Below are 24,122 nucleotides of genomic sequence, written 5' to 3'. Positions count from 1 at the left end.
GCTGCTGTCAGGACTGCCGGATCGTGAGGATCTGCTCGGCTCGCCCGACCGGACCGCGCGCGTCGTGCAGCACGGTGGAGGTGAGTCCGATGCCGTCCGGGCCGAAGCTGACCGAGTTCGCCAACCCGAGCCACTGGCCGGCCGGCTCCCGATACAAGTGCACCTGCAGGTCGACGTTCGGGAACAGGTAGTCACCCGGCCCCGGCTTCACCCTGCTGGCGATCCCATTGCTCGTGTCGACCATGCCGATCAGGCGGGCGACATCCGAGTACGACGCGTTGCCGACCAACGGATGCGCGGTGCGCAACCACACTCGTCCGCGACCGGTCGCGTGGCCGGGCGCCGGACGCGCGTCGATCGACCGGATGTAGCCGCCCGGCCACTCGGACAGATCCAGCGGTTCCGCAAACTCGTCGGGTCCCGGCATCCGCTCGTCTTCGATTGCCGCGACCGCAGTCGTGTCGGAGCGCTGCAGTCGCCAGGCCGTCGCCCGCACCGCCGTGCGACCGTCCGACACCAGTTCGGCCTGCAGCAGCTCGATCGTGCGACCGGGGCGCAGCATCGTGGTGCGCACCTCGAACTCGCCGTCGGGAATCAGCCCCAGGATGTCGAAACTGATCCGCGCCATCCGCAACTCTGGCCGCGGCTGGAACTGCTCGAGGCAGTGCGTGAGGATGCCCGACACCGGTGCCATGTGCTGCTCATGCGCATTCCATGCCCCTTGAGCGTGCACCGTGGACTCGAAACGGCCATTCCCGCGCGCAAAGTAGTAGGGCTCAGGACTGGTCACGCTGCACAGCCTAGCCACCGGCCCCTATGCTGATCGCGTGTCCCGGTGCCCTCGCTCCGCCGTTCGGAGCCAACCCGCATGAGAGCCGTCGTCTATGACCGCTATGGGCCGCCCGATGTGCTGAGGGTCGAGGAGATTCCGGTGCCGGTGCCGCGGGCGAATCAAGTGCTGGTACAGGTGGCCGCGACATCCGTCAACCTGTCGGATTGGGAGGGGCTGACCGGAAGTCCGGGGTATGCGCGAATGGGCGGTTTTCGCGCACCGCGGCGTCGGGTGCTTGGCTCCGATATCGCCGGACGGGTCACCGCGGTCGGCGCTGGCGTCACCCGGTTCCGCGTCGGCGATGAGGTGTACGGCGACAACCTGAGCCTCATGGGCGGCTTCGCCGAGTACGCGGTCGCACCGGAAGCCTCGCTCGCGCACAAACCTCAGCAGTTGACGTTCGCGGAGGCGTCGACCCTGCCGCAGGCGGGCGCGATCGCCCTGCAGGGAACCGCCCGCGCTCGCCGCGGGCAGCGCGTGCTCATCAACGGGGCGGGTGGCGGAGCGGGTTCGTTCGCGATCCAGCTGGCCAAGCTCGCCGGGGCGCACGTAACCGGCGTCGACAACGCGCGCAAGCTCGACTTCATGCGCCAGCTCGGCGCCGACGAGGTGGTCGACTATCGCCGTGAGGACTTCACCCGGCTGGAACCGTATGACCTCGTGCTCGATCTCGTCGCGCACCGATCCGTGTTCGCCTACCGCAGGGCGTTGGCGCCCGGCGGCCGATACCGCTGCGTCGGTGGAACCGTGCGGACGCTGCTGCGAGTTGTGACGGTCGGCGCCGCGGTTGGCTGGCTCACCGGCCGTTCGCTGGGGGTTCTCCTCGTGAAGGCGGGGCCGGCGCACTTCGAGCCCGTCGCCGAGCGCTGCGTCGCCGGCGACCTGCGCATCCACCTTGACCGCACCTTCTCGCTCGAGGAGGTGCCCCAGGCTCTCGCCTACGTCGGCGAAGGTCGTGCGCTCGGCAAGGTGGTCGTCACCCCCTGAAGTCGTCACCCCCTGAAACAACCGTGAGGAGTTCCCATGCGCGCCAGAATCAACGTGACAAGCGTCTTCGTCGATGACCAGGCGAAGGCTCTCGCCTTCTACACCGAAAAGCTCGGGTTCGTGCTCAAGAACGATGTGCCGGTGGGGCAATTCCGCTGGCTCACCGTGGTCGGCGCTGACGATCCGGATGGGGTCGAGCTGCTACTCGAGCCGGATGACCACCCCGCGGCCAAGGCTTACAAACGTGCGCTCGTGCAGGACGGCATCCCCGCCGCCTCGTTCGCGGTGGACGACGTCGCCGCCGCCCACCGTGAACTCGAAGCGCAGGGCGTTACCTTCACCCAGCCACCGACCCCGATGGGCCCCGTGGTCACCGCGGTGCTCGACGACACCTGCGGCAACCTCATCCAGCTGGCGAGTCCCGCGTGAGCATGGCCGGGTAACGCTGAAGCCGGTCACGCACCCCGTGGGCAGTACAGCTAGGCCAGCGGGAACACGATTCGGGTGCGCCAGGTCGCGGGGTCTGGGTTCGCGTCCGGTCCCGTGAGGTAGTCCTCCCACATCGGCTCGGCGGGAGTGAGCTTCTGGTCCTGCATCCACGCGGTGACCTTGGCGTAGGTCTCGGTCATCGAGTCATAGCTTCCGATGTGGATGATTGCGACCGCCGGGCCAGCCGGCAGCTCCTCCACCTCAAGTCCGGGTGACCGTGCGACTGCGCCCGCCACCGGGAACCCCGCAAGCACGTCGAACCCGTGCTCCGGATCGCCTCGATACACCGCGACCGGCGGCCCGGCCACCTCAGCACCCTGTTCCTGCAGCGCCGAATACGCCTTGTCGAATGCGCGGCCGAAAAACTCCGGCATGTCCTCGGGCATCACCATCTCGCGAACTCCGAGCACCGTGCGCGGGGTGACGCTGATGCGTTCGATGTCCATGCCGCTCTCGTCCGACGCGGCCCCGCCCGTTTCCTGGAACAGACCTATGACGTTGCCTTCGGGGTCGCGGAACCGGGCCATCCATCCAATGGTGGGGATCGCCTGTTTCTCGGTGAGCGTCTCGCCGCCGGCCGCACGAATCTTCGTCAGTGCTTCGTCGATGTCCGGAACACCCACGTAGACGAGCACACCGTCGGGCGCTTCCGAGCGAGGCGTGAGCGCCCCCTCCGCTCCCGGTCCGGCTGGAGCCCCGGTGGTCATCGTCCAACTAGTCCACAGGACCCCACTTGCTCACGGTCCAGCCGCAGACCTCGGCGTAGAACCGGCTGGCGCGGTCAGAGTCATCGATCGGGATCTCGAAGTGCATCACACGGCTGGTCATGCTCGAATGATAGGAACGCCGGCAACATGAATCCAGTGCCAAGAGTCCCCGGTGCCGGTACCGGGCTGACCGAAGGGTGGACGATGACGTCGAATGATTCACCAACGCAGTCTGGGGGTAACGAAAGCGTTGGGGAGATCTCATGGTCCGATGCTGCCGTCCTCGTCGGGGTGCTCGGGCATCTTCAGGTGATCGTCGATCAGGACGATCCAGCCTTGATCGACCCGCTCCTGAGGCGCCTCCGACGCGACCTCGTGCGATACGGCCTTGTCCAGTCGGATGCGCGGGATGACCTAGTCACCGGCATCGACCAGCTCATCGTGCGGATTCGAAAGCGCGCACTGCATGAGCAATGGCCAGAGCACGATTCCTGACGAACGGACGCATCCCTCATGCTCGTGCAACACTGTGACGAGTGAGGGAGGGTTCGATGCGTTCTTCTGAGCCGAAACCGGGGAATCCGTGGCCGCACGACATGGTCATCACCATCGAGAACGCGCCGCACATGCTCCACGAGCTTCTCTGGATCCGCGAGGCGTGGAACCTGCGGGTGACGGGAGCGGATCTGCCACCGCTCCTGACCAACACTCCCGCACCCGCGGACGCCGATCGTCCAGCCTCCGTTGCTGAGTGGCGCGACGGCTGGGCCGAGCTCTGGCGAGAGTGCCTGGCCCATGCGGGAGAAGTTCACGACCCGTTGATGTTCGATCGGCTTACGCAGAGCGCTATCGGGTCCGATGACCGGACGACATTGCTCGGGAAGCTGCGCGGGCCGTCGTGGCGCGACCGGTTCGGCGATGAGGCACTCACAGAGGCTTTCGACGACTGGAATCGCGCGCAATTCGAAACACTGACGTCAGGGCTGCCACTGCCCTATGACGAGTCACCCGAGCGAAAGTCGCTCGACGTGCTCATCACCGCGTGGCGCGGGGGGTTGACGAAGCTGGTTCTCATTCCCTGTCGCGGGACGTTCACGCGGCCGATCGGGCAGTCATCTCTCTTGCTCACGGACGAGACCCGTAACGACCCGATCCGGTACTCCGAGGCGCTCCGAAGCGTCGGATCTGCTACGAAAGAGTCGAGATGACCACTCTCCCGTCATTGGTCGGCGTGATCGGCGGAGGCCGGATGGGTGCCGGGATCGCTCAGGTATTCGCGCAGGCGGGAGCCTCCGTCATCGTGATCGAGCGCGACGCTGCCGCCGTAGATCAGGCACGCGCTCGCCTCGATGATGGGGTTTCGAAGGCAGCTGCGCGCGATTCAGCGGTGGACGCCGGCGCCGTTCTCGGTCGACTGGTTGTCAGCGCCGACTATGAAACGTTGGCGACGGCGGGGCTGGTGGTCGAGGCTGTTCCGGAGGTGTTCTCGCTGAAAGTCGAGGCGCTAGGGAAAGCGGAGCAGATCGTCGGGGAGTCCTCGTGGCTTGCGACGAATACGTCGTCCCTGTCGGTCACGGGGCTGGCTGATCGACTCCAGCGACCCGCCCGCCTCTGCGGCCTGCACTTCTTCAATCCCGTGCCTGGCTCAGCGCTCGTGGAGATCGTCCTGACCGGTAGCACTGAGCCAGAGCTGCGACTACAGGCCACGACCTGGGTCGAGGCTCTAGGCAAGACTCCTATCGTCGTCAAAGACGCGCCGGGTTTTGCGAGCTCCCGGCTGGGTGTGGCGATCGCCCTGGAGGCGATGCGGATGCTCGAGGAGGGAGTGGCGAGCGCGGAAGACATCGACACGGCGATGGTGCTCGGCTATCGGCATGCGACCGGACCGCTGCGCACCTCGGACCTGGTGGGACTGGATGTGCGCCTCGGGATCGCCGAGTACCTGCACGAAGCCCTGGGCGAACGGTTCGCTCCCCCGCAGATCCTGCGCGACAAGGTCGCCGCAGGCGAACTCGGACGCAAGACCGGTCGCGGGTTCTTCGACTATTCCGCCGATCCGCGGTAGTGAACGCCATGCGCGATGAGAGCAGAAACCCGTTTCTTCCACCTTCTGAGCCTCGCATCAGGGTCCGGCTCATAGCCGGGTTAACGCTAGGTGTCGTGGCCCTTGCCGCAGCGATCACGTTTGCCGTGATTGCGCTTGCCCCACCCGCCGATCCAACACCCAGCGGGCCCGCAACCGCGCTCCCTGACGTTGCCGCGGAGCAACTGGCCTTACCGCCGATCGGCGTCGAGATCTACGACTGGTTGAACGGGTTGCAGATGTCCCTCGATGGTGACGCCCGCTATGGAACCGTTGCGATCTCAGAAGATCGGGAAACCGTGACAATCACCTGGCATGGCGAACCCAGCGACGAACTCGCCGCCATCATCGACGAAGCGCCAGACACCATTACCGTTGCCCTTCAGCACGCGGAGTTCCTACCCGGAGAACTCAACGCGCTCGTCGTGCGAACCCCGGGGCTGATCCCGGACTTCCAAGTGGCGATGGCCGGCATGGAGAACGACGGCTCAGGGATATGGGTCGGCATCGTGGAACTCCCCGATGGAAACAGCCTGGCCGACGTCGGCACCGCATTCGCCGAGGCACTCGGACGCCCCGACGTGCCTGTGCGCGTCGAGCTGTCTGGTGCGGTTATGCCCATCAACGGCTGACAGGCGCCAACTCCACTGTTGTGTCCCAGGTTCCATCGCTGATTTTCGACGTTGCCGCTAGTGTGAGCGCATGTCGGCCATTGAAGCTTCCGATCACCGTACGCGCCCCGTTCGTTTCCGATGGACTTCGGTCAGTGTGTCACTCATCGTGGCCGGACTGTTTCTCGGGTCCGCTGTACTGCAGCTCGTGGCCTCGCTCCAGCGGTGGGGAGGCTCGTGGATGCGCGACGGTTTATCGATCGAAGACCATCTCTTTGATTACTCTTTTCCTTCGGCTCCGTGGGAGCCCATCGGCACGGCGGCTGAGCTCTTTGGTGTTGGCACCCTGCTCCTGGCGTTCGGCGTCTTGGTGATGCCACTCGGCGTCTTGGCTGAGACGCGTGCCGACTCACGTCGCGGTCTGGCCGGCTTCGTGGTCGTGGTCGAGGTCGTGCTTGCCTTCCTTGTCGCCGGATCGTTCGGCGTCCACGGAGCGCATGCCCTCGTCTCGGGGCTGACCGGCACTCCTTCTCCGCTGCAACACTCATCGGCGCTGGGCTTAGTCGGGCTCGTCGGTCTGATCGCCCTCATTTTGCTGTGGGGGCGCAAGTCGCAGGCGGCGGCGGTGGCCTGCGTGTTCCTGATCGGCTCTACTGGGCTGGGCCACATCTTGGCTACCTATGTGATCGCGCCTCTCATCGCCGGCATATCGCACGACACGACCCCGTGGAGCGAGACGGTCGTTGCGGCGTCGACGGCCGCGGCGGGGGTCGCGATGCTCATCGCGGCCGGGGCGACGGTTCGTCGCAGGGCGCCACGCGCGGCCTGACTACATCTGCGAGATGTCGATGCCCGTGACGGGCTTGCCGGCCCGCTCGTACACGAGCCAGCTCGCGCCCTTCGGGAAACCCTGCGGCGGCTGCGCCAGCCTGAACGCCGCCGGCACGCCGGTGCCGTCGGCGAAGAGCCGCTTGCCCGAGCCGAACGTCACCGGGTAGAGGAAGAGGTTCAGCCGGTCAACCAGGTCGGCCTCAAGGAGTGACCGCACCAGGTTGCCGCTGCCGATCACGTGGATCTCATCGAATCGGTCCTTCAGCGCGCGCACGTCTGTCGCGACATCCGAAAGCGCAGTCGTGCCCTCCCACGCCGGGTCAGTCAGCGAGTGCGACACGACGAACTTCGGCAGCGCGTTGAAGGTCGACGCGATCGGGTCATCGTCGCCCTGATTCGGCCAGTAGGACGCGAAGATGTCGTAGGTCTTGCGGCCGAGCAGCAGCGCGTCCATGCGCTGGATGCCGGCGCCGATCGCCTCGCCCGATTCCGTGTCGAAGTATGGGGCCTGCCAGCCGCCGAATTCGAAGCCGCCCTCGCGGTCCTCGTCGGGGCCGCCGGGCGCCTGGTAGACCCCGTCGAGGGTGATGAACAGGTCAACCGAGAGGATTCCCACGATTGGCTCCTTCCGTCGTTCCCCCAATCTCTCGTGGCGTCATCGCGACGTCAACCACTGGCTTTTGGCGTTGAGGCGCATTATGGGTCGGCTATCGGTACCCTCGCACTATGGCCTCAGTCGATGATGATGATGTGCCCACAGCGGATGCTCGTGTCCTTCAGCCGGAACAGCCGGAAGGTCCGCTTCAGGCTTACCTGCCGAATCTGGATAAGATCTCGCGGTCGTCGTTCCGGAAGGGAACGGTCAGCCGACGCCGCATCAATCGTGCGCTCGGCACGCTCGGCCTCGTGATTGTTGTGATTGCGCTACTCATCCTCGGCAGCACATTCTGAGCCTGCCGTTCCGTCGGACCTAAGCCGCCGACCTGAGAGCAACCACCGTCGTCGATCGGACTTGGCCATGATCTTGCCGGTTAAGCACCGAACTCGTGGCGCCCGGTGGATGGATCTTCGGGACGCCGTGTGAAGAGTTCCGCGAGCACCAGCGCTGCCTGGGTCTCGGCCGGGCGTTCGGCGACGCCGTGTCCCAGGACGGCCTGAATCCGGTCGAGCCGGTTGATCAGCGTATTGCGGTGCAGAAAGAGCCGTTCAGCTGCCGGAGCGATGCGCATCCGCGTGTCGAAAAATGTCCGGAGTGTGTTGCGCAGGTCGGCCATTTCTGGGCTGTCCGTGGCGAGATCACGAAGCTCATGCTCGACAAACCAGCGGGCGCGTTCCTCGTCCCGGCTCAGGACGATCGCTAACGCAGCGTCGCCGTAGGAGACTCCGCCGTTGTCGCCCAGACTGCCGGCCAGCCGCAGCGCATCGGACGCTTCCAGAAAGGTTCGCCGAAATCCGTCGGGCCCCGGGTGTGGTTCGCCAATGCCAACGAGCAGTGGTGCCGGCACGCGTAGATCCTCGACTCGTGGTGTGCGCGCCGGGCGATCTGTGGTCACCCAGAGGTGAACCGTCCCAGCGCTCGTTTCATATCGCAGCATTCGTTCGCTGCCGACTACCCGAGCAAACAAGTGCACGAGGCCATCCAAGACTCGCCGTTCGACCGTGCCTCCCGGAGGTACTCCGATGGCACAACTTAGATGCCAGCCGATCAGCGGGATCCGCAGCAGCTGTGTGACCGCTTCGACATCCACGGGCTCTGCCGTCACCAGCAATTCAATCGCGCTCCGAATGCGAACCTGCTCAGCCAGGTAAACACGCCGGCGCTCCTCGACGATCGCATCGGTTGCTGCGCCGATCCACGCATCCATCGTTCCGGTAACCGATGTCGCCAAGGCCGGGACGACGCCGATGCCATCTGGACGCACGCCTAGGGCGGCATCTATCAGGAGCGACAGCCACTCACGCTGCATGCTCCGCAATGCTTGGGTGATATCCGACAACGGGATACCCCGCGCAACGATGTCTTCGGCGAGATCACGATCGATCGCCCCCGTGTCTACTGGCAGCCTGTCCTGGTCCGCGAGGCGGAGCAAGGTGGCGGTGAGAACGTGCCGGGTAAACGTTCGAATGATCGGCCACGGTGCGAGCGAGTCGTGAATCTGCCCGTGCAGTGCGGTGAGGGACTGTTCCACGGCGCCGGCCACCCACCGGGTTGCACCGTCTCCCAATCGGGATCGTAGTTGCTCGGCCTCGTCCACTGCCAGCGAAGCCGGTCCGAGGTCACCGTCCCAATCGAGCGTGGCGATGACCTTCGCCAGCGAGTCTGCGGTCGACACACGGTCAGCCTAGCCGCAGGAGTGCAGAGTGCACATGGTTGCGTCGAGGGCCGCGACAGAGCGCACGATGACCCGAATACCGATCCACGGGAGGGTTGATGAGTCGCGGAAAGCCGCGCAAATCCAAACAAAAAACCAACGTGATCTGGAGGTCACACTATGTCCGAACACAATGTTATCGCCGTCCCCTTCGAGGACCGCAGCAGCGCGTACCAGGCGCTCAGCGAGCTCAAGGGCGCCGGTCTGGAGGGGCGAGTCGAGGTGCTCGCCGCGAGCATCGTCACCCGTGACGAGCAGGGCCGACTCGACGCCCCTGAGGGAGGCGACACCTTGGGTGGCGCCGCCACTTTGGGAGGCAGCCTGATTGGGAGCATGATCGGCGTCATCGGCGGCCCGATCGGGATGCTGTTCGGGTGGACCGGAGGCCTGATGGTTGGAGGGGCCTTCGACATCCGTCGTGCGGATGCATCCGACAGCGTGCTCGAAGAGATCAGCCACTACATCCCCCTGGGCGGCACGGCCGTCGTCGCGGAGGTCAACGAGTACGCCGCCGAGGTCGTGGACAAGCTGATGACTGAGCAGGGCGGGACCGTGTATCGGCGTCCCGCCGAGGTGGTGCTCACCGAGCTCGAGGCCGCAGAGGACGCCTACCGGAAGGCGCAGAAGGAAGCCGACCGGGCAGCGCGCGAACAGTGGAAGGCGGAGCGCCGCCAGAACGCCGAGGAGCGCAAGGCGGCCCTCAAGGAGAAGCTCGACATCCACTAAGGCGCCCGGCCGATCGGGGCACCGAGCGCGTTCCGACGCGCACGGTCGCCCCGATCGCCGCTCCTTGGGGCCATCGGCGAGCAGTTGCTCTGTTGGCTCACGACAACCGAAACCAAACCGAACGGATTCGCAATCATGGAAACCGAACGACGAGTGCTCGTAACCGGCGGCCTAACCGATGGACACGGCATACGAGCGGCGCGGATGACGCAGCAAGTCCGGGAGGCGCTGTACGCGTCCATCACTGGCGTCGCCACTCTGTTGGTCATGATCCCGTTGTCTGAGGCGTTCACCGGACGATCCGCCGCGAGCAGCCTTGTCGGCACCATGGGCGGACTGTTTGCCGCGAGCCTTGTCGCCGAAACGATCGCGCACGCCAGCGAGCGCGGAGGAGCAACGCGGCGTAGCACGATGCGCCGCATCCTTGTAGCGTCGATCCGCGCTCTCGAAATCACCGTCGTGCCCGCCGTTCTTCTGCTGCTCAGCGACACCGGCATCTGGAGTCTGAGGACGGGGCTGACTCTCTCGATTGCGGCTCTCACCCTCACCCAGCTCCTGCTCGTTCTCTGGGGCTTGCGCGGGAGCGCCACCACGAAGGGGCAGAAAGTGGGCTACCTGCTGCTCCAGCTGGCCGCCGTCGGCGGAGTCGTCCTGCTCAAGGTCGCCGTCCATTAGCCCACCCATCCAACGAACGAAGGAGCAGCATGCGATCCCGAAGTAGGTACCTGGACCGACCCACGACCGAAATAGTCCAAAGCGGGCAGCAGGATCACGCGAATTTGGAGACTTCCGGCTCCGCGCCCGCCAACACGCCTCGGGCATCCCGTTCGCGGCTTTGGAGCGACGGTCTTGGGCGCGCCGGGACCCGCGGAGCGCAGATACTCCTCGTCGGCACGGTCGTCGTGGCACTGGTCTGGCTACTCAGCCGCCTGTCGATCGTCACGATCCCTCTTGTGCTGGCGCTCATTTTCGCAGCCGCGTTCACACCGTGGATGGAGTGGACGCGACGACACAGCGTCCCGCCCGCCCTTGGCGCCGCGCTCACACTCTTGTTCCTCCTCGCGGTGATCACCGGCGCTCTCGTCTTCGTCGTGGGATCCGTCAGCGACGAATGGCGCGAGCTCACGGTCAAGGCCGAGGATGGCTTCCAGCGCGTTCTGGCCTGGGTGCAGACTCTGCCGTTCTCACCGGACCAGCGTCAATTGAAGGACTTTGGCGAGCAGATCAGCGGTTTCGTCACGAGCGCCGAGTTCGGATCCGGAGCACTCGGCGGAATCGGCGCCGTTAGCGAAGTCAGCGCGAGTCTCGGGATGATGGCAATCATCCTCTTCTTCCTACTCAAAGACGGCCCGCAGATGTGGGAGTTCCTCGTCCGACCCTTCGAGGGAATCGCCTACGACCGCGCAGAGCGAATCAGGCGCAAGACGGACAATGTCTTCGGTGGCTACATCCGCAGCACCGCCGCCGCTGCACTGTTCGACGCCGTGGGAATCTTCATCGGTTTAGCCATTCTGCAGGTCCCCCTCGCGGTACCGCTCGCGATTCTCACGCTCCTACTCGCCTTCATCCCAATTATCGGCGCTGTGAGCGGGGGTGTTGTCGCCGCCTTGGTTGCCCTTGTCAGCAACGGACCGCTCAACGCGGCACTCGTCGTGCTGGCCGTTATCATCGTCAATCAGCTCGAAGGGAACGTCCTGAAGCCGATCCTGATGGCCAGGACCGTCAGCCTCCATGCATTGGTCGTGCTCGTCGTCATCGCCGCGGGCACGGCCGTCGGCGGAATCATAGGAGCCCTACTCGCCGTCCCGGTTACTGCCGCCGCCTGGGGCGTCGTGCAAGTGTGGGACGGCGACAACGTCCCGGCACGCTGGGCACGCCCGAAGACGCGCGATCGGCCAGCACCCCGCTCGGGCGAAACGCAGTGACCCGTTGCTGCCCATTTAGGTCCGGCATCTGGCCTGCGAGCGAAGGAGACACGATTCAGGCTGCGCTGAGCTGTGGCGCCCATCAATGGCGAACCCGGCAGCGGCGATCCCGACAACAGTTAGAGCGTCTGCAAGAAACTAGTCCCGCTCCGAAGGTGGCGACTCCGCTGATGATTGCCACACGTCGTTTGAACGGGCTGGTCTTGGTCCAAGGATCGTGACGGCGGTCAGGTGAACTGCTCCCCTGGAGTTGGACTGAGAAATTCAGTTCCATCTCTCGGGGAGCAGTTCAGCGAGGAGGGGCCTTCACGTTGCAGGTTAGAGGTGGCCGGCTTCGCCTTCGACGGTTTCCTCGAGCACCGTCTCGAAGTCGTGGCGCTTAGGCTCGCGCACCGCGATGATGACCAGGGCGGCAACAACCGTGCAGAGGGCCGCGGCGACCCATAGCCCGATCTGCATGCCGTCGATGAAGGCCCCGTTAACGCTCGGGAATCCTTCGAAGACCACTCCGGCGGATGCCGCTTCGACCGCGTCTGCGGGAAGTGTGGTCGCCCCCACGGCGGGGATCACCTGGGCGGCGACGATCGCGGACAGAACGGCGGTGCCGATGGCGCCGCCAACCTGGATGCAGGTGGTCTGGAAACCGCTGGCCACGCCGGCAAGGTGCACCGGCGCGCCGCCGACGATGAGGTCCGCGCCCGACGGGATGGCGAAGCCGGAACCGAACGCAATGATCACGAACGGGATGGCCATCAGCCAGTAGGACGTGTCAACGTCGACCAGCGTCAGCATCGCGAGTCCGATCGCCATCAGGCCGAGACCCATGGCGGCGACCTTGCGGGGGCCGATCTTCGAGGTGAGCAGCGCGCCGATGGGTGCGGACGGGATCGCGAAAGCGCTCATCGGCAGCATCATCAGCCCCGCCGTGGCGGTGCCGTTGCCGAGCGAGTTCATCAGGAACAGGGTCAACAGGAACGTGACGCCGAGGATCGCGAAGAAGTTCGCCAGGAAGACGAGGCCACCGACGCTGACGCCGGCCGTTTTGAAGAGGCCCAGCGGGATGAGCGGGTTCGCCACGCGGCTCTCGACGATCACGAACAGCGCAAACAGCACGACGGCGGCGGCGAAAACACCGATGGTCGCAGCACTCCCCCAGCCCCAGCTCTGAGCCTGAACCACTGCGAAGACGACGGCGAACAGCGCGCCGGCCAGCAGGATGATGCCGAGGATGTCGATGCCGCCATCCTTCTCGACAGCCGTCTCACGGATGACCATGGCGGCCATGACGACGCCGAGGATCGCGATGGGGACATTGATATAGAAGACCCACTCCCAGCCCAGACTCTGCACCAACAGACCACTCACGAGCGGGCCGCCGGCGATGGACACCGAGGACACGCCACCCCAGATGCCCACAGCCATGCCGAACTTCTCACGCGGGAAGGTAGACCGGAGCAGAGCAATCGTCTGCGGCATCAGCAGTGCCGCGCTCACACCCTGCAGAGCACGGAAGACGAGCACGCCTTCGATGCTTCCAACAAGGCCGATCGCGACGCTGGTGATGCCGAAGAGGATGACACCAAGGATGTACATCTTCTTGCTGCCGAAGCGGTCACCGAGCTTGCCTGCCGGAATGAGGCAGACGGCTAGCGCGAGCAGGTAGGCGTTGATGATCCACTGCAGCTCGCCGAAGGTGGCGCCGAGATCTGCCTGGATGGCCGGGTTGGCGATGTGCACGACGGTGGAGTCGAGCCCGACCATGAACAGGCCGAAGCACACGGCGATCAGGGTGAGCGCGGGATTGCCCTTGCGCGTTGAGGGCGGAACGTCAGTTCCGGGACGGGTGGAAACGGAGGCCACAGGCAGCTTCTTTCAACAATCAGAACAATATGATTGCATAATCATAATTGACTGATGAGATGCGCAATGCCAACCCTGCTCGGCGAGTGCGGGCGACTAGTCGCGTTGTGGCACGACTGAGCCGTGCGCCGCGACGATGGTCCAGGCAGCCCCTTGTTTGTGCCAAGTGCGGGTGTAGGCAAGCTGGGCGTCAAGTGGTTCGCCACCGACCTTGCCCGCAAGGTGAAGCGTCACGCGGGTGATCCCCACCGAGTCGAACACTTGCACGTCGCGCTGCAACTCGTGCACCTCGGTAAAGACAAGCGAACCTGACCGGTGTGCCGCCATATCTGCCGCTTTGTCGATCGTCAGCCCATCCGGCCCGAGAAAACGCACGTGGTCGTGGAGTAGGCCATCCAATTCGTCGATGTCGTTTCGCCGAAGGGCATCCTGAAAGCGCGATTCGGCTGCACCGAGGGCAACGATCTCATGGTCAGTCACGCGCCAACAGTATCGGCCGTTCCCCACGACTGCTCCATAGTCGCCATTGTCGTGCCGTCGATTACAAACTCTTCCCGATGTCCCAGAGTCGGTCCGGGCGACCATCGATAGCCTCGGAGACGGCCATCGCCTGTCCATCAGACAGCGACGCGACATAGTCGAGCACGCCCCGGCCCGTTCCAAGCCGGCGCTCATCGCCCGGGAGGATCGGTGGCGTGCCGTCGTCGGGCGGGCTGCGACGTAGCTGGTCATACCCGTCCGTGGCGATCTCGACGAGCTCCTTGAGCCTGAGCGGTACCCGGTACTGGTCGTGCGGATCCTCAAACCAGGCCATCAGACCTTTCACCGCGCGCACGAGCACTCTGCTCAGCCCTCGCTGATACATCGCGATGTCTGACCGATTGAGCACGAAGTGCCTGTGCACGAACTTCAGTACCTCGACCTCGTGCCATGCCAGCCGATCCAGGGTGACAAGACCCGTCCGAGGATTGTCGGCTGGCGCGAGCACGACGGAGCCCTGCAAATGACGAATCCAACGGCTGGTGAACGACGAGAGTGCCCGCTCGGATGCGATCGAGCCGTCGAATGCCTCGGCCAGCAGCCCGCTGACGAGATCGTCGGCGACGTTGTTCACCGCATCCACGAAGGCATCATCGTCGGCGATCCACGGGTCGTCCCGCCGCAGCTTCCTCCGCAACAACTCGAGCGCGCTCCCGGATCGGGCGCGTCGGGCGAGCAGCTGACCCTCGTACATGGCGCCGAACTCCGCGGCATGACTGATCCATTCCCGGAACTCGCGCGCGACCGCCCAATGGCTGAGCAGCCCGGCACGGTGGAAATCGTCGATGTCGTGAATCGAGTAGGCGATGTCGTCTGCAATGTCCATCACCGAACCCTCCAGAGACTGTTGCAACGGCAACACACCACGCGAGGCCGTGCGCGCGTCCGCAAGATCGGAGGCGTCGAGGTAATACGCCGAGTACTTCCGCACGCTCAGTTCTCCATCGATCCACCGGAGCCCCGGGGGGAGCGCTCCCGCATCCAGTTCGGAGATGTCGACGGCCGGGGTCCAGGGGTACTTCGCCACCGCGGAACGGGTCGCCGCGGTAAGGTTCAGCCCCCTCGATGGCCCGTGGCACACGTCAAGTGTGGCGAGGATGCGGTACGTCTGGGCGTTGCCCTCGAAGCCGTCGAGCAAGCCGAGCGACTCCCGCGCCAGCCGGTCGAGCACGTCCTCCCCCAGATGGCCGAACGGCGGATGACCCAGGTCGTGCGCGCTCGCGGCGGCCTGCGCGACCACGGTATCGCACACATACTCCGGCGGAAGAGTGGGCGATGATTTGAGAAGCGCGCCCACCTTGACCGCGACCGAGCGGGCAACCGCCGTCACCTTCAAGGAGTGCGTGAGACGGTTGTGCACCAGAGGTCCGGCACTGGTCTGGCCGACCACTTGGGTCACTGCCGAGAGCCTGGCGTAGTACGGCGAAAAGCGGATACGTTCCAGGTCGCGACGGAAGGGTGTGTCACCGTCGATCTGCTGCGAATCGAACGTCTCGATTTCCCTACGATGTGTCCGCGTCATCAAGCTCCTCCGACAACAGCTTGGCAGCACGTGCGACCTCGCGTAAGTCGAGTCGACGGGTCTTTCTCTCGATGGCCCGCAGGATGTGACGGGTCGCGAGTCGGTGACAACCCGTGCCGATCACCGCAAGGCGGTACATACGGCCGTAGAGGCCGGGAACGGCCGCGCACGACTGGGCGCGCAGCAGTGTGGGACCTTTCGGTGTTCCGGAGAGCACGAACGTGAGGGCATAACGGGAGAACCGGTGCCGACCGATCAGCCTCATGAGTTCGGAAGGCACTGCGGCGTCCACCGCGAAGCCGGAGCGCGGCTCGGTGCCGAGTATCCACGCCAGTGGATGGCGGTCGCGGAGGTTCAAGGACGACTCGACATGGCTCCGCAACGCGGCCCACACCAAGGCCCGTGAGGCGTCGATTCTGATCATGTGCTCGTCCACGAAGGGCAAGCGGCCACCGCCGTCCCTAGCCACGTCTTGAATCATCGTCCCTTCCTGCGGTCTACGGTTCACCCGTGGAACGTCGGGCCTGGTTCGCCTCGCGCATAACCGCCCAGGCGTCCGCGACCGGACCCAGATGTCCGAGCTTGTCTGGGTTGAGCACCGCGCGGATCGTCTGGATCCGCCCGTCGAGGATGTCGAGCGCCAAGGCGTTGAGGACCTTGCCGTCCCGGTCACGGAAGATCGCGCCCGGCTGACCGTTTAGCTCGTGCAGTTCCACGACGACGCCGATCCGGGCGAACGGCGGAACGATCGCGGCCAGCACCCGGGCCACGTTATCGGCGCCGAAGACGCCCTTGCCCCAGAGTGGGGCCTTGCCGCCGCTGTCGCCGACCATCTGAACGTCAGCGGTGAGGAGCTCCCGCAGCCCGTCGACCTCCCCTTTTCTGAAGGCGTCAAAGAATCGCTCGGCGAGTTCTTCTCGCTCCCGACGGTCGGTCTCAAACCGAGATCGTCCGGCGTCCATGTGGCGGCGCGCCCGCACCGCGAGCTGGCGGCACGCCGCCTCCGACCGCCCCACCGCCGACGCAACCTCCGGAAAGCTGAAGCCGAACACCTCCCGCAGCACGAAGACCGCCCTCTCCAGTGGGCTCAGCCGCTCAAGCAGCAGCAGGGCCGCCATCGATACCGAGTCGGCCAGCTCCGCCGAGCGCTCAGGGTCCTCATACGGGTCGGTCAGCAACGGCTCGGGGAACCACGAACCGACGTACTCCTCCCGCCGGACGCGGGCCGACCGCAGCACATCGATCGAGATGCGGGTCACCACAGCACACAGGAACGCCTTGGTCGAAATGGGTTGAGTCGGGCTGGCCTGGTAGCGCAGCCAGGTCTCTTGGACTGCGTCGTCGGCCTCGCTCACGCTGCTCAGGATCCGGTAGGCGATCGAGAACAGCAGCGGCCGCAGGTCCTGGAACTCCTCGGCCCGGATCACGCGAGCTCCTCCTTAAAGCCTTGACGCCAGGAGGGGTAGCGCAGTTTCCAGCCGAGTTCCCGCTTGGCCTTGGCGTTGGAGAAGCCGCGCCCGTCGGTCATCATCGTCGTCGCCACTTCCCCGGCCAGCGGCCGGGCCAGCCAGGCGGGCACGCGCATGGGCCGCTTCGCTCCCGCGCACGCGGCCAGGTAGGGCAGCCACTCGCTGGCCGGGGCCGGTTCGTCGTCGACAATGTTGAACACGCCCCTCGCCTGCTGCTCCACAGCCAGCAGGGTACCGCTCGCCGCGTCGTCCAGATGCACCCACGAGCAGTAGCCGGTGCCGCCCCCGACGATCGGGAACTGCCGCTTGCGCACGGGCTCGACCAGGCCATCGGTGGCGCCGGGCCCGTAGAACCAGCCGTAGCGCAGCACCGCACCGCCGGCCTTGACGACCGCGTCCTCAACGTGACCGAGAGCAGCCATCCCAGGCTCCGCCGGCGTCCCCGTCATCGGGTCCACCGAGTCCTGCTCAGTCTTCACCCAGCCGCCCTCCCGGATGCCGTTCCAGGCGGCGTAACTCTGCGCGACGAAATGCTCGACGCCTGTCGCCTCGGCGGCGGCCAACAGGTGGTCCGTCCCCTCGGTACGCAGCCGGTTGGTACCGGCGAACCACCGATCCATGTGTTTCATATCCGACTTGCCGGCGTGTGCCACGGAGATCGCGGTCATCTGATGCACGATCACGTCCGGCCGGGCGGCCGCCACCGCCTCACCGACCGACGCCGCATCCAATCCGTCCATCACGACGCCCCCAGCTCCCATTTGCTCCAGCAGACCCAGCTTCGCCGCGCTCGTCGTCGTAGCCGTCACCTCGTGTCCACTCTCTATCAGTCGCGGCACCAGCCGCCGCCCCAGAACTCCGGTCCCACCTGCCACGAATACTCGCATGACGATCACCTTCCTGATCAGAATCTGCCTTCGAAAGACAAGACGAGGCAGCCCGACCCTCTGTGACATGTCTGCCTGCATGTCACAGAGGGGCGGACTGTCTCGTCTCAGGTTTCACAGGCAGGAAGACACGTTCTGAGAAGAACACACCATCCCATCGAAGGAGCTAGTCGTGAGCGAGTACACCACACACCACAAGATCGCGTTGATTACCGGGGCAAACAAAGGGATCGGCCGTGCAGCTGCCGAACAACTCGCCGCGCTGGGAATGACGGTCCTGATCGGCGCCAGAGACCCTCGGCGCGGCGAGGAGACCGCTGCTGCGCTGCGCGCCGTAGGCAGCGACGCGTACGCGGTCACCCTGGACGTCACCGACCCGACCACCGTTCAGGAGGCCGCGAATCAGGTCGAGCAGCGCTTCGGCCACCTCGACGTGCTAATCAACAACGCCGGCATCACGGGCTCCGGGCAAGTCTCACCTGAAGACGCCTACGATCAGATCCCTAGCTCCGTCGATCTCGACATGGTCCGGGTGGTGTTCGAGACCAACGTCTTCGGGGTGATCGCGGTGACCAACGCCATGCTGCCGCTGCTGCGGCGGTCACCGGCGCCGCGCATCGTGAACGTCAGCAGTCACGCCGCATCGCTGACCATTTTCAGCGACCCGGACGGCCCCATGGCAACACTGCTACCGTCGGCCGCGTATTCGCCGTCCAAGACCGCGCTGACAGCACTGACAGTGCAGTACGCCAATGAGCTGCGGAAGGATGGCATCCTCGTTAACGCCGCCGCCCCCGGCTACGTCGACACGGAGAGCAACAACCACAGCGGTTACCTTTCGGTCGCGCAGGGCGCCACGGTATTGGTACGCCTGGCCACGCTCGGCGCGGACGGACCGACGGCCGGGTTCTTCAGCGAAGACGGCCCGGTGCCCTGGTGATGGTGCCGCTGATAACCCTGCAAGGAGAAACCCTCATGAACCTGGCTCTATGGATCGTTGCCGGACTGCTTGCCGCCGAGTTCAAGTTCATGGTGGCGGACCTGGTCTATCTCGCTCTGGCCGCCTTCGTGGCGTGGGGCCGCTTCGGACCCGAGGCGTTCAGCGGCTGACCTGATAGCTGACTGCTGTCGCCGATGCCGCCGACAGTCAACAGAAGGGTAACGCGCGCTTCTACGGTTACTTCTTGATCTCGTAGCGCAGGAGTACCACGCCGTTTTCGAACGGGGTGGCCTCGAGCAGCTTCAGGTCTTGCTGATCCTCGAACATGCGCGTTCCCTTGCCGCGTGACACTGGGCAGACCCGCATCTGGACTTCGTCGACGACGCCGGCGTCCAGCAGGGAGCGCATGAGTGTCAAGCTCCCCCACAGCCAGATGTCCTTGCCGCTCTGCTCCTTGAGCTCCCGGATGGTGGCGGCCGGGTCGCGCGTCACGGTGGCGGCGGAAAAATCGCCCCAGGGGGCGTCATCCAGCTTCGATGAGGCGACGAACTTGGTGAGATTGTTGAGCTTCTCGCCGTACTCGCCCTGCTCGTCGGCGGACGGCCAGTAGTCCTTGGACTGGGCGTAGGTATTCGCGCCGAGAATCATCGTGTCGACCGAGTCGATGAATCCCATCACGCTTGCCTTGAACGCACTGGTGTCGGTCTCGGAGAAGGGCTCCCCTGACACGAAGCTGAGCCCGCCGTCCTCCTCCGCTGCGATGTTGTCGACGGTAACCCACTGCTGGACTATGAGTTTTCGCATGGCGCCAACCGTAGCCCGCTGGCGCGCGGTCGACGAGCCCCAGCTCGTAGTGCTGGTCGGGGCCGGCGCGGTGTTCGTCAGTGGCGAGAATCCTCGGTCGCCTACACTGCGTGGCATGACGATCTACCGGATGGATCACGTCGGCGTTGTCGTCGAGGATCTCGCGGCTGCTATCGCGTTCTTTGTCGAACTGGGCCTGGAACTGGAGGGCGAGGCAGCAGTCGAGGGTGAATGGGTGGACCAGCTCCTTGGGCTGGACGGCGTCCGAGCGGACATCGCCGTCGTGCGGACGCCGGACGGTCACAGCCGAGTCGAGCTGTCGACGTTCCACACGCCGGTGGCCACCCGTAATGCGCCGAGGGCGCCGATGAACACCCCGGGCATCCCTCGCATCACGTTCGTCGTCGACGTCCTCGACGACGTCCTCGACCGCCTACGCACCCACGGCGCCGCACTCGTGGGCGAGGTGGCGCAGTACGGGAACATCTACCGGTATTGCTACGTCCGCGGCCCCGACGGCATCATCATCGGGCTGGTCGAGGAGCTCAGCTGAACGACGCTCCGAGCATCGGCATCACCGTGTCCGGCCCCTCAACGGGACTCCTAGCGCGATTCGCAGACCCGCTTCAGGTCGACCAGGTCCTGGTGCAGTGCCTTCTTCGCGGCACCGGCGAACAGCACGCCGATGATGCTTGCAGCGCGGGCGCCCATTGAGATCGGAATGCCCTCGAAGGTCATGTCGACGCGGGTGCCACTGCGCTCGGCTGTGAAACGGTACTCGCTGCGATAGTGGGTGCCGCGGGACTCCGCCTCGGCCACGTAGGACGCATCCTGCTCATACCCGGTGACCCACATCTCCTCGGTCGCCTCCTTGCCGAACATCGTGCGGGTTTCCCGCCATCTGGTGCCCACGTTGAGCTGCGCGGGACCGGCGAGCACCTCGAGCTCCGTGATGGCGCCGATGTTGGCCGCGGCATTCTCGAGGTCGCAGAAGACCTCGAATACCCGTGCACGGTCGGCGTCGATGTTGATGCTGTCCTGGATTTTCATGCACTCCCCTGTGGCGGTCCGCCCATCCCCGCGGGGTAAGGCTGTGCCAACCGTAGCTTGCACGGCAAGCGTTCGGCCGCATTTCACACAGCGAACGCGTCAGTCGAATTCGACGCTGGTCTGGCGCGGATAGGCTCCGCCGGCCAGCTTCACGAGGCGGGCGTGTGCGTATTCGCACACGAGCGCATGACGATAAACCATCTGCGGCACATCCACGTTGGAGTCCATCCAGAGGCTCAGTCCCCCGACCTTCCAGTGCCGGAAGGTGTCGTCGTCGCAGACGAGCGCGAGGATCTCGAGCAACGAGTCGTCGAACCGGATGGAGTGCACCGCGCGGCGGTACTCCTCGACCGTGAGCGCCATCGAGAAAGGGATGTTCATGAAGCACAGGGCCGTCTGGATGTCGAGGCGGAGCAGCCGGCGGCGCTGGCGTTCGGCGTCGAGTGGCGGGATGTCGAGCTGGGTGAAGTTAAGCGTCGCCGGTCGCGTTAGCGGCGTCGCATCGAGGGCGATGAGCACGTCGTAGACGTTGATGTCGTGCTCGACGACGGCGTGGTCGCCGAGCCCGGCGAGGGCCTCGGGTCGCAGCGTGACAGGCTCCATCGCGACCGGTGTGTTGCGGATGATGAAGTTGACGAGGTTGGTTTCGATGACGAAGTGCCGGATGAGCAGGTCGACGGCATCGGGCGAGACGAACCGCCGCAGGAACCACACGCACAACCAGTCCATCGTGCCCAGCGACATCCACCGGAACGGGAGCACGCGCTTGACGATCGAGATGAGCGCGACTAAGACGCGGGAGAACACGCGCGCGATCGGGTAGAGCCACCGCCGGGACAGGCGCCGCTGGTCGTCGATGATCTGCCGCACCACAGCGCGGTCGAGGGGCACGGAGGGATCGGCGTACACCGCCTCCCACATGCTGGGGTCGGAGCGCACGAACTCCGCCACGTCAGCGGTCCAGCTCTTCTAGCTGCAGCGCGTAGAGCCGGGCGACCACCTGCGCGCAGCGGACGATCTCGTCGGCTGCCGCGTCATTGATCATCCCGGAGGTCAGGATCGCCTCGAGGTTGCCGGTGTGCTCGCCGTCCGCCTCTTGGTGGTACTGCATGAAGTGCACCTGATTGTCGGCGAGCCCGAGCACCTCCTGGAATCTGGCGGCCCACCCCCAGGCGCGCTTCGCGCCAAGCCCTTCGATGATGAACATCGCGCCGAGCAGCCCGACCGGGTTCGGCCGGTCCGCGTAGTGGAACATGTACCCGGAGAGTGCTTCGGAGCCGATGTTCTTGCGGCCGCTGCGCAGTTCATCGAGGGAGCCCCCGATCGCGACATAGTCGCGTTCGAGCATGAGGTAGTCGCGGTGCTCCTCCTCGGCGTGGCGGATCGCCGCCGCCCGCAGCTCGAAGTGGTCGATGTCGAAGCTTGATGCAGCCCGGGAGATCCACGGCGACCCATCGACGACCTGCTGGCGCAGGTTGAAGAGCAGCCGCCTGTAGTCATCGATGGTCACCGTGCCGTCGGCGAGCCGGCTCAGCACGGGCACGTGCGCGAGGCGCTCTTCGAGCTCGATCCACACGTCGGCAAGCCGGTCGGAAAGACTCTCCCCGCCCGCGGTCGGCATGGTGGCGGGGGCGGTCGTCGTGTTGGTCGTCATGTCGATGCTCCTTGTTGAACGGGTGGGGCGACCACGGTGAGGTGGGCGAAAGCGAACGAGAATCGTCCCGACTCGGGGACTGCCAACAGCACCGTCTCGCCGGGGGCGAATCGGCCCGTGCGCCAGGCCTCTTCGAGGGCGATGAAGATGCTCGCTGACCCGGTGTTGCCGCGGGTCTCGAGGTTCGAGAACCAACGGTCGGTGTCAAGCGTTGGGATGCGGCGGCGCAGCGCATCGAACGCGACATCCCGGAACATGTTCGTGCTGTAGTGGCATATGACGTGGTCGAGGTGTTTGACGTCGACGAGTCCGATGTCAACAAGTTCCTCGAACTGCCGAATTCCGGCCTCGGCGAGCTCGTCCAGCATTCTCACGTCCTGCCGCAGCACGAACATGCCCCTTGCCTCGGCGTCGGCGACGCCGACATCCTGCCAGGTATTGCCGACGGTCGACTCGGCACCGTCCATGCCGGAACGCATGCACACGTCATGCTCATGCGCGAGGGAGACCTGCCGCACCCAGTCGACGCGCAGCGATGGCTTGCTCGGGTGCGGCTGGAATTCAACGACGACGGCACCAGCACCGTCGGACAGCATCCAGCGGAGGAAGTGGGAGTCCATACCGGCGCGGATGCCATCGAAACGACGCTGCCGCAGACTGCGGCTCGGCAATTCCGAGCCGACGACCGCGGCGCGAGCATGGTCGCCGAGCCGGATCTTACTCACGGCCGCATCGAGTGCAGCAAGACTGGATGCGCACACGCCCGACGCGGACAACAGCTGCATCGGTCCGCCGCCGAGACGACCGTGCACCATCGACGCGAAGCCTGGCACGAGCACGTCGCCCATCGTGGTCGCGCACGCCAGCATTCGCACGTCGGCCGCGTCGATCCCCCGATCGTCGAACGCCGCGCGGAGAGCCTTGACGGCGAGTTCCTCATTGAGCTCGGTGGGCTCGCCGTGCTGGTCGAGCGCGTAGTGCCGCTGCCGGATGCCGTTCGAGTCGAGGATTCGGCGGCGGATGCGCTCGGTGACCGGATCGGTGCCGCCGAGCCGTGCGGCGATCCCATCGTTGTCAACCGGATCTCCCGGAAGGTACCGGCCGAAACCCGTGAGATACGCCGTCGCAGTGCCCATGGTGACGACACTAAGCGCAGGGTCAGGTTCAGTGAGGGATATTCGCTGTCGCGGCGCGCCCTTTCGCTGCCGCAGTACGCTGGACTATCCAGCACGATCGCGAGGAGACCCCTATGGCAGCGAAGCAGCCCGCGATGTCGCCGTCGGACCTGCCGGTCGCGGAGGTGCTCGACCGCGCCACGGGCCCTCGGCGTGCCGAGGCCGACGAACTACTCGCGATGCTCGGCGAGATCAGCGGCGAGCAGCCGGTCGTGTGGGCGGGCCGCATCATCGGTTTCGGAGAGTTCGAGTACCGCTACGAGAGCGGGCGCGGCGGCCTCTCTCCCCTGCTCGCCTTCGCGCCGGGCCCGACGAAGCACACGTTCTACCTCGTCAACGATTTCTCGGAGCGCTGGCCCGACCTCGTAGCAAGGCTCGGCAAACACCGTGCGAGCAAGGTCTGCCTCTACCTCACTCGGTTGATGGGAGTGGATCGCAGCGCGCTGCGCATGCTGCTGGAGCACTCGCTCGCCGAGACGCGGTCGCAGGTGCGCTGACGCCGAACGCTTAAGGCCGGCGCAGGAACGGTCCCGGTACGGTGATCGGGAACCTCGATGGCCGACATCCGCTCACCTTAGCGGAGACGTCGAGAGGCCTGTCAAGCGAGCAGCGGGGCGGTTCTCGCCGGATATGACGACTCGGATGCGCGCATTCCTGG

Annotated in this window: 31 protein-coding genes; 15 read left to right on the top strand and 16 right to left on the bottom strand. The window is 65.5% G+C overall.

Annotated features, from left to right (window positions below; all coding sequences use genetic code 11):
- Nucleotides 1-7: 7 nt before the first annotated feature.
- Complete coding sequence (locus HCT51_RS06675) at nucleotides 8-790, bottom strand: thioesterase family protein (RefSeq protein WP_224760715.1); 783 nt, start codon at nucleotides 788-790, stop codon at nucleotides 8-10.
- Nucleotides 791-868: 78 nt separating this feature from the next.
- Between HCT51_RS06675 and HCT51_RS06670 the strand changes: the two genes are divergently transcribed.
- A complete protein-coding gene (locus HCT51_RS06670; protein WP_166872713.1) occupies nucleotides 869-1,819 on the top strand; it encodes an NAD(P)-dependent alcohol dehydrogenase in 951 nt (316 codons plus the stop codon).
- A 36-nt stretch (nucleotides 1,820-1,855) separates the two neighbouring features.
- Entirely contained in the window at nucleotides 1,856-2,248 is a 393-nt protein-coding gene (locus HCT51_RS06665) for a VOC family protein (protein ID WP_166872716.1), read from the top strand.
- A gap of 50 nt (nucleotides 2,249-2,298) precedes the next feature.
- Here HCT51_RS06665 and HCT51_RS06660 read toward each other — a convergent pair whose 3' ends face one another.
- Complete coding sequence (locus HCT51_RS06660) at nucleotides 2,299-3,015, bottom strand: GyrI-like domain-containing protein (RefSeq protein WP_166872719.1); 717 nt, start codon at nucleotides 3,013-3,015, stop codon at nucleotides 2,299-2,301.
- 7 nt (nucleotides 3,016-3,022) lie between these two features.
- On the bottom strand, nucleotides 3,023-3,136 hold the full coding sequence (locus tag HCT51_RS18960) for a VOC family protein (protein WP_370626953.1): 114 nt from the start codon (nucleotides 3,134-3,136) through the stop codon (nucleotides 3,023-3,025).
- 83 nt (nucleotides 3,137-3,219) lie between these two features.
- On the opposite strand from HCT51_RS18960, the gene HCT51_RS06655 reads away from it, so the two are divergent.
- The 5 genes from HCT51_RS06655 (at nucleotide 3,220) to HCT51_RS06635 (ending at nucleotide 6,538) form a co-directional block, all read left to right on the top strand.
- Nucleotides 3,220-3,510: a hypothetical protein gene (locus HCT51_RS06655; RefSeq protein ID WP_166872722.1), complete on the top strand. Its 291-nt coding sequence runs from the start codon at nucleotides 3,220-3,222 to the stop codon at nucleotides 3,508-3,510.
- A gap of 101 nt (nucleotides 3,511-3,611) precedes the next feature.
- Nucleotides 3,612-4,223 carry a hypothetical protein gene (locus HCT51_RS06650; RefSeq protein ID WP_166872725.1) on the top strand — a complete coding sequence of 204 codons (612 nt, stop codon included), beginning with the start codon at nucleotides 3,612-3,614 and terminating at the stop codon, nucleotides 4,221-4,223.
- Complete coding sequence (locus HCT51_RS06645; RefSeq protein WP_166872728.1) at nucleotides 4,220-5,080, top strand: 3-hydroxyacyl-CoA dehydrogenase family protein; 861 nt, start codon at nucleotides 4,220-4,222, stop codon at nucleotides 5,078-5,080. Before HCT51_RS06650 ends, HCT51_RS06645 begins: the two co-directional genes overlap by 4 nt.
- A 95-nt stretch (nucleotides 5,081-5,175) precedes the next feature.
- On the top strand, nucleotides 5,176-5,730 hold the full coding sequence (locus HCT51_RS06640) for a hypothetical protein (protein ID WP_166872731.1): 555 nt from the start codon (nucleotides 5,176-5,178) through the stop codon (nucleotides 5,728-5,730).
- A gap of 70 nt (nucleotides 5,731-5,800) precedes the next feature.
- Nucleotides 5,801-6,538 carry a hypothetical protein gene (locus HCT51_RS06635; protein WP_166872734.1) on the top strand — a complete coding sequence of 246 codons (738 nt, stop codon included), beginning with the start codon at nucleotides 5,801-5,803 and terminating at the stop codon, nucleotides 6,536-6,538.
- On the opposite strand, the gene HCT51_RS06630 is transcribed toward HCT51_RS06635, so the two are convergent.
- Nucleotides 6,539-7,156 carry a dihydrofolate reductase family protein gene (locus HCT51_RS06630; RefSeq protein ID WP_166872737.1) on the bottom strand — a complete coding sequence of 206 codons (618 nt, stop codon included), beginning with the start codon at nucleotides 7,154-7,156 and terminating at the stop codon, nucleotides 6,539-6,541.
- Between the two features lie 110 nt (nucleotides 7,157-7,266).
- On the opposite strand from HCT51_RS06630, the gene HCT51_RS06625 reads away from it, so the two are divergent.
- Nucleotides 7,267-7,491, top strand: coding sequence for a hypothetical protein (locus HCT51_RS06625; RefSeq protein ID WP_166872740.1), 225 nt, complete (start codon nucleotides 7,267-7,269; stop codon nucleotides 7,489-7,491).
- 80 nt (nucleotides 7,492-7,571) lie between these two features.
- Here the strand turns inward: HCT51_RS06625 and HCT51_RS06620 are convergent, their stop codons facing one another.
- The gene (locus HCT51_RS06620) at nucleotides 7,572-8,873 is read right to left on the bottom strand and encodes a PucR family transcriptional regulator (RefSeq protein WP_166872743.1); all 1,302 of its coding nucleotides are present in this window, start codon (nucleotides 8,871-8,873) and stop codon (nucleotides 7,572-7,574) included.
- A 159-nt stretch (nucleotides 8,874-9,032) separates the two neighbouring features.
- Between HCT51_RS06620 and HCT51_RS06615 the strand changes: the two genes are divergently transcribed.
- From HCT51_RS06615 to HCT51_RS06605, 3 genes are all read left to right on the top strand, one after another.
- A complete protein-coding gene (locus HCT51_RS06615) occupies nucleotides 9,033-9,638 on the top strand; it encodes a DUF1269 domain-containing protein (RefSeq protein ID WP_166872746.1) in 606 nt (201 codons plus the stop codon).
- Between the two features lie 204 nt (nucleotides 9,639-9,842).
- A complete protein-coding gene (locus tag HCT51_RS06610; RefSeq protein ID WP_166872750.1) occupies nucleotides 9,843-10,313 on the top strand; it encodes a hypothetical protein in 471 nt (156 codons plus the stop codon).
- Nucleotides 10,314-10,342: 29 nt separating this feature from the next.
- Nucleotides 10,343-11,563 (top strand): AI-2E family transporter, encoded by a 1,221-nt coding sequence (locus tag HCT51_RS06605; protein ID WP_166872753.1) that lies wholly within the window; start codon nucleotides 10,343-10,345, stop codon nucleotides 11,561-11,563.
- A 318-nt stretch (nucleotides 11,564-11,881) separates the two neighbouring features.
- Here the strand turns inward: HCT51_RS06605 and HCT51_RS06600 are convergent, their stop codons facing one another.
- From HCT51_RS06600 to HCT51_RS06575, 6 genes are all read right to left on the bottom strand, one after another.
- Nucleotides 11,882-13,423: an MFS transporter gene (locus HCT51_RS06600; protein ID WP_166872756.1), complete on the bottom strand. Its 1,542-nt coding sequence runs from the start codon at nucleotides 13,421-13,423 to the stop codon at nucleotides 11,882-11,884.
- Between the two features lie 96 nt (nucleotides 13,424-13,519).
- Entirely contained in the window at nucleotides 13,520-13,903 is a 384-nt protein-coding gene (locus HCT51_RS06595) for a nuclear transport factor 2 family protein (protein ID WP_166872759.1), read from the bottom strand.
- A gap of 61 nt (nucleotides 13,904-13,964) precedes the next feature.
- Entirely contained in the window at nucleotides 13,965-15,485 is a 1,521-nt protein-coding gene (locus tag HCT51_RS06590; RefSeq protein WP_166872762.1) for a deoxyguanosinetriphosphate triphosphohydrolase family protein, read from the bottom strand.
- Nucleotides 15,466-15,966, bottom strand: a complete 501-nt coding sequence (locus tag HCT51_RS06585; RefSeq protein ID WP_224760714.1) for a hypothetical protein — start codon at nucleotides 15,964-15,966, stop codon at nucleotides 15,466-15,468. Before HCT51_RS06585 ends, HCT51_RS06590 begins: the two co-directional genes overlap by 20 nt.
- 16 nt (nucleotides 15,967-15,982) lie before the next feature.
- Nucleotides 15,983-16,912: an RNA polymerase sigma-70 factor gene (locus HCT51_RS06580; RefSeq protein WP_166872765.1), complete on the bottom strand. Its 930-nt coding sequence runs from the start codon at nucleotides 16,910-16,912 to the stop codon at nucleotides 15,983-15,985.
- Nucleotides 16,909-17,841 (bottom strand): NAD-dependent epimerase/dehydratase family protein, encoded by a 933-nt coding sequence (locus HCT51_RS06575; protein ID WP_166872768.1) that lies wholly within the window; start codon nucleotides 17,839-17,841, stop codon nucleotides 16,909-16,911. The genes HCT51_RS06580 and HCT51_RS06575 overlap by 4 nt, the downstream gene beginning before the upstream one ends.
- A 172-nt stretch (nucleotides 17,842-18,013) precedes the next feature.
- Between HCT51_RS06575 and HCT51_RS06570 the strand changes: the two genes are divergently transcribed.
- Together HCT51_RS06570 and HCT51_RS18850 are read left to right on the top strand one after the other, a co-directional pair.
- On the top strand, nucleotides 18,014-18,781 hold the full coding sequence (locus HCT51_RS06570; RefSeq protein WP_166872771.1) for an SDR family oxidoreductase: 768 nt from the start codon (nucleotides 18,014-18,016) through the stop codon (nucleotides 18,779-18,781).
- 35 nt (nucleotides 18,782-18,816) lie between these two features.
- Nucleotides 18,817-18,951, top strand: a complete 135-nt coding sequence (locus HCT51_RS18850; protein ID WP_255523550.1) for a hypothetical protein — start codon at nucleotides 18,817-18,819, stop codon at nucleotides 18,949-18,951.
- Nucleotides 18,952-19,018: 67 nt separating this feature from the next.
- Here the strand turns inward: HCT51_RS18850 and HCT51_RS06560 are convergent, their stop codons facing one another.
- The gene (locus tag HCT51_RS06560; protein WP_166872774.1) at nucleotides 19,019-19,585 is read right to left on the bottom strand and encodes a dihydrofolate reductase family protein; all 567 of its coding nucleotides are present in this window, start codon (nucleotides 19,583-19,585) and stop codon (nucleotides 19,019-19,021) included.
- Between HCT51_RS06560 and HCT51_RS06555 the strand changes: the two genes are divergently transcribed.
- Nucleotides 19,584-20,138: a VOC family protein gene (locus HCT51_RS06555; RefSeq protein ID WP_224760713.1), complete on the top strand. Its 555-nt coding sequence runs from the start codon at nucleotides 19,584-19,586 to the stop codon at nucleotides 20,136-20,138. The two genes, HCT51_RS06560 and HCT51_RS06555, sit on opposite strands and share 2 nt — an antisense overlap.
- A 50-nt stretch (nucleotides 20,139-20,188) precedes the next feature.
- On the opposite strand, the gene HCT51_RS06550 is transcribed toward HCT51_RS06555, so the two are convergent.
- The 4 genes from HCT51_RS06550 to HCT51_RS06535 all read right to left on the bottom strand — a co-directional run bounded on the left by HCT51_RS06550 (nucleotide 20,189) and on the right by HCT51_RS06535 (nucleotide 23,425).
- Nucleotides 20,189-20,635, bottom strand: coding sequence for an SRPBCC family protein (locus tag HCT51_RS06550; protein WP_166872777.1), 447 nt, complete (start codon nucleotides 20,633-20,635; stop codon nucleotides 20,189-20,191).
- Nucleotides 20,636-20,734: 99 nt separating this feature from the next.
- The gene (locus tag HCT51_RS06545; RefSeq protein WP_166872780.1) at nucleotides 20,735-21,586 is read right to left on the bottom strand and encodes a DUF6999 family protein; all 852 of its coding nucleotides are present in this window, start codon (nucleotides 21,584-21,586) and stop codon (nucleotides 20,735-20,737) included.
- Between the two features lies 1 nt (nucleotide 21,587).
- Complete coding sequence (locus tag HCT51_RS06540; protein WP_166872783.1) at nucleotides 21,588-22,289, bottom strand: iron-containing redox enzyme family protein; 702 nt, start codon at nucleotides 22,287-22,289, stop codon at nucleotides 21,588-21,590.
- Nucleotides 22,286-23,425 carry a 3-oxoacyl-[acyl-carrier-protein] synthase III C-terminal domain-containing protein gene (locus HCT51_RS06535; protein ID WP_166872786.1) on the bottom strand — a complete coding sequence of 380 codons (1,140 nt, stop codon included), beginning with the start codon at nucleotides 23,423-23,425 and terminating at the stop codon, nucleotides 22,286-22,288. The genes HCT51_RS06540 and HCT51_RS06535 overlap by 4 nt, the downstream gene beginning before the upstream one ends.
- A 113-nt stretch (nucleotides 23,426-23,538) precedes the next feature.
- On the opposite strand from HCT51_RS06535, the gene HCT51_RS06530 reads away from it, so the two are divergent.
- Nucleotides 23,539-23,961, top strand: coding sequence for a DUF1801 domain-containing protein (locus tag HCT51_RS06530; protein ID WP_166872789.1), 423 nt, complete (start codon nucleotides 23,539-23,541; stop codon nucleotides 23,959-23,961).
- Nucleotides 23,962-24,122 lie beyond the last annotated feature (161 nt).

This window comes from Salinibacterium sp. ZJ450, assembly GCF_011751885.2.
Lineage (GTDB): Bacteria > Actinomycetota > Actinomycetes > Actinomycetales > Microbacteriaceae > Ruicaihuangia.
The sequence above is the reverse complement of the archived record's forward strand: the minus strand, read 5'-3'. Positions and strand labels throughout refer to the sequence as shown.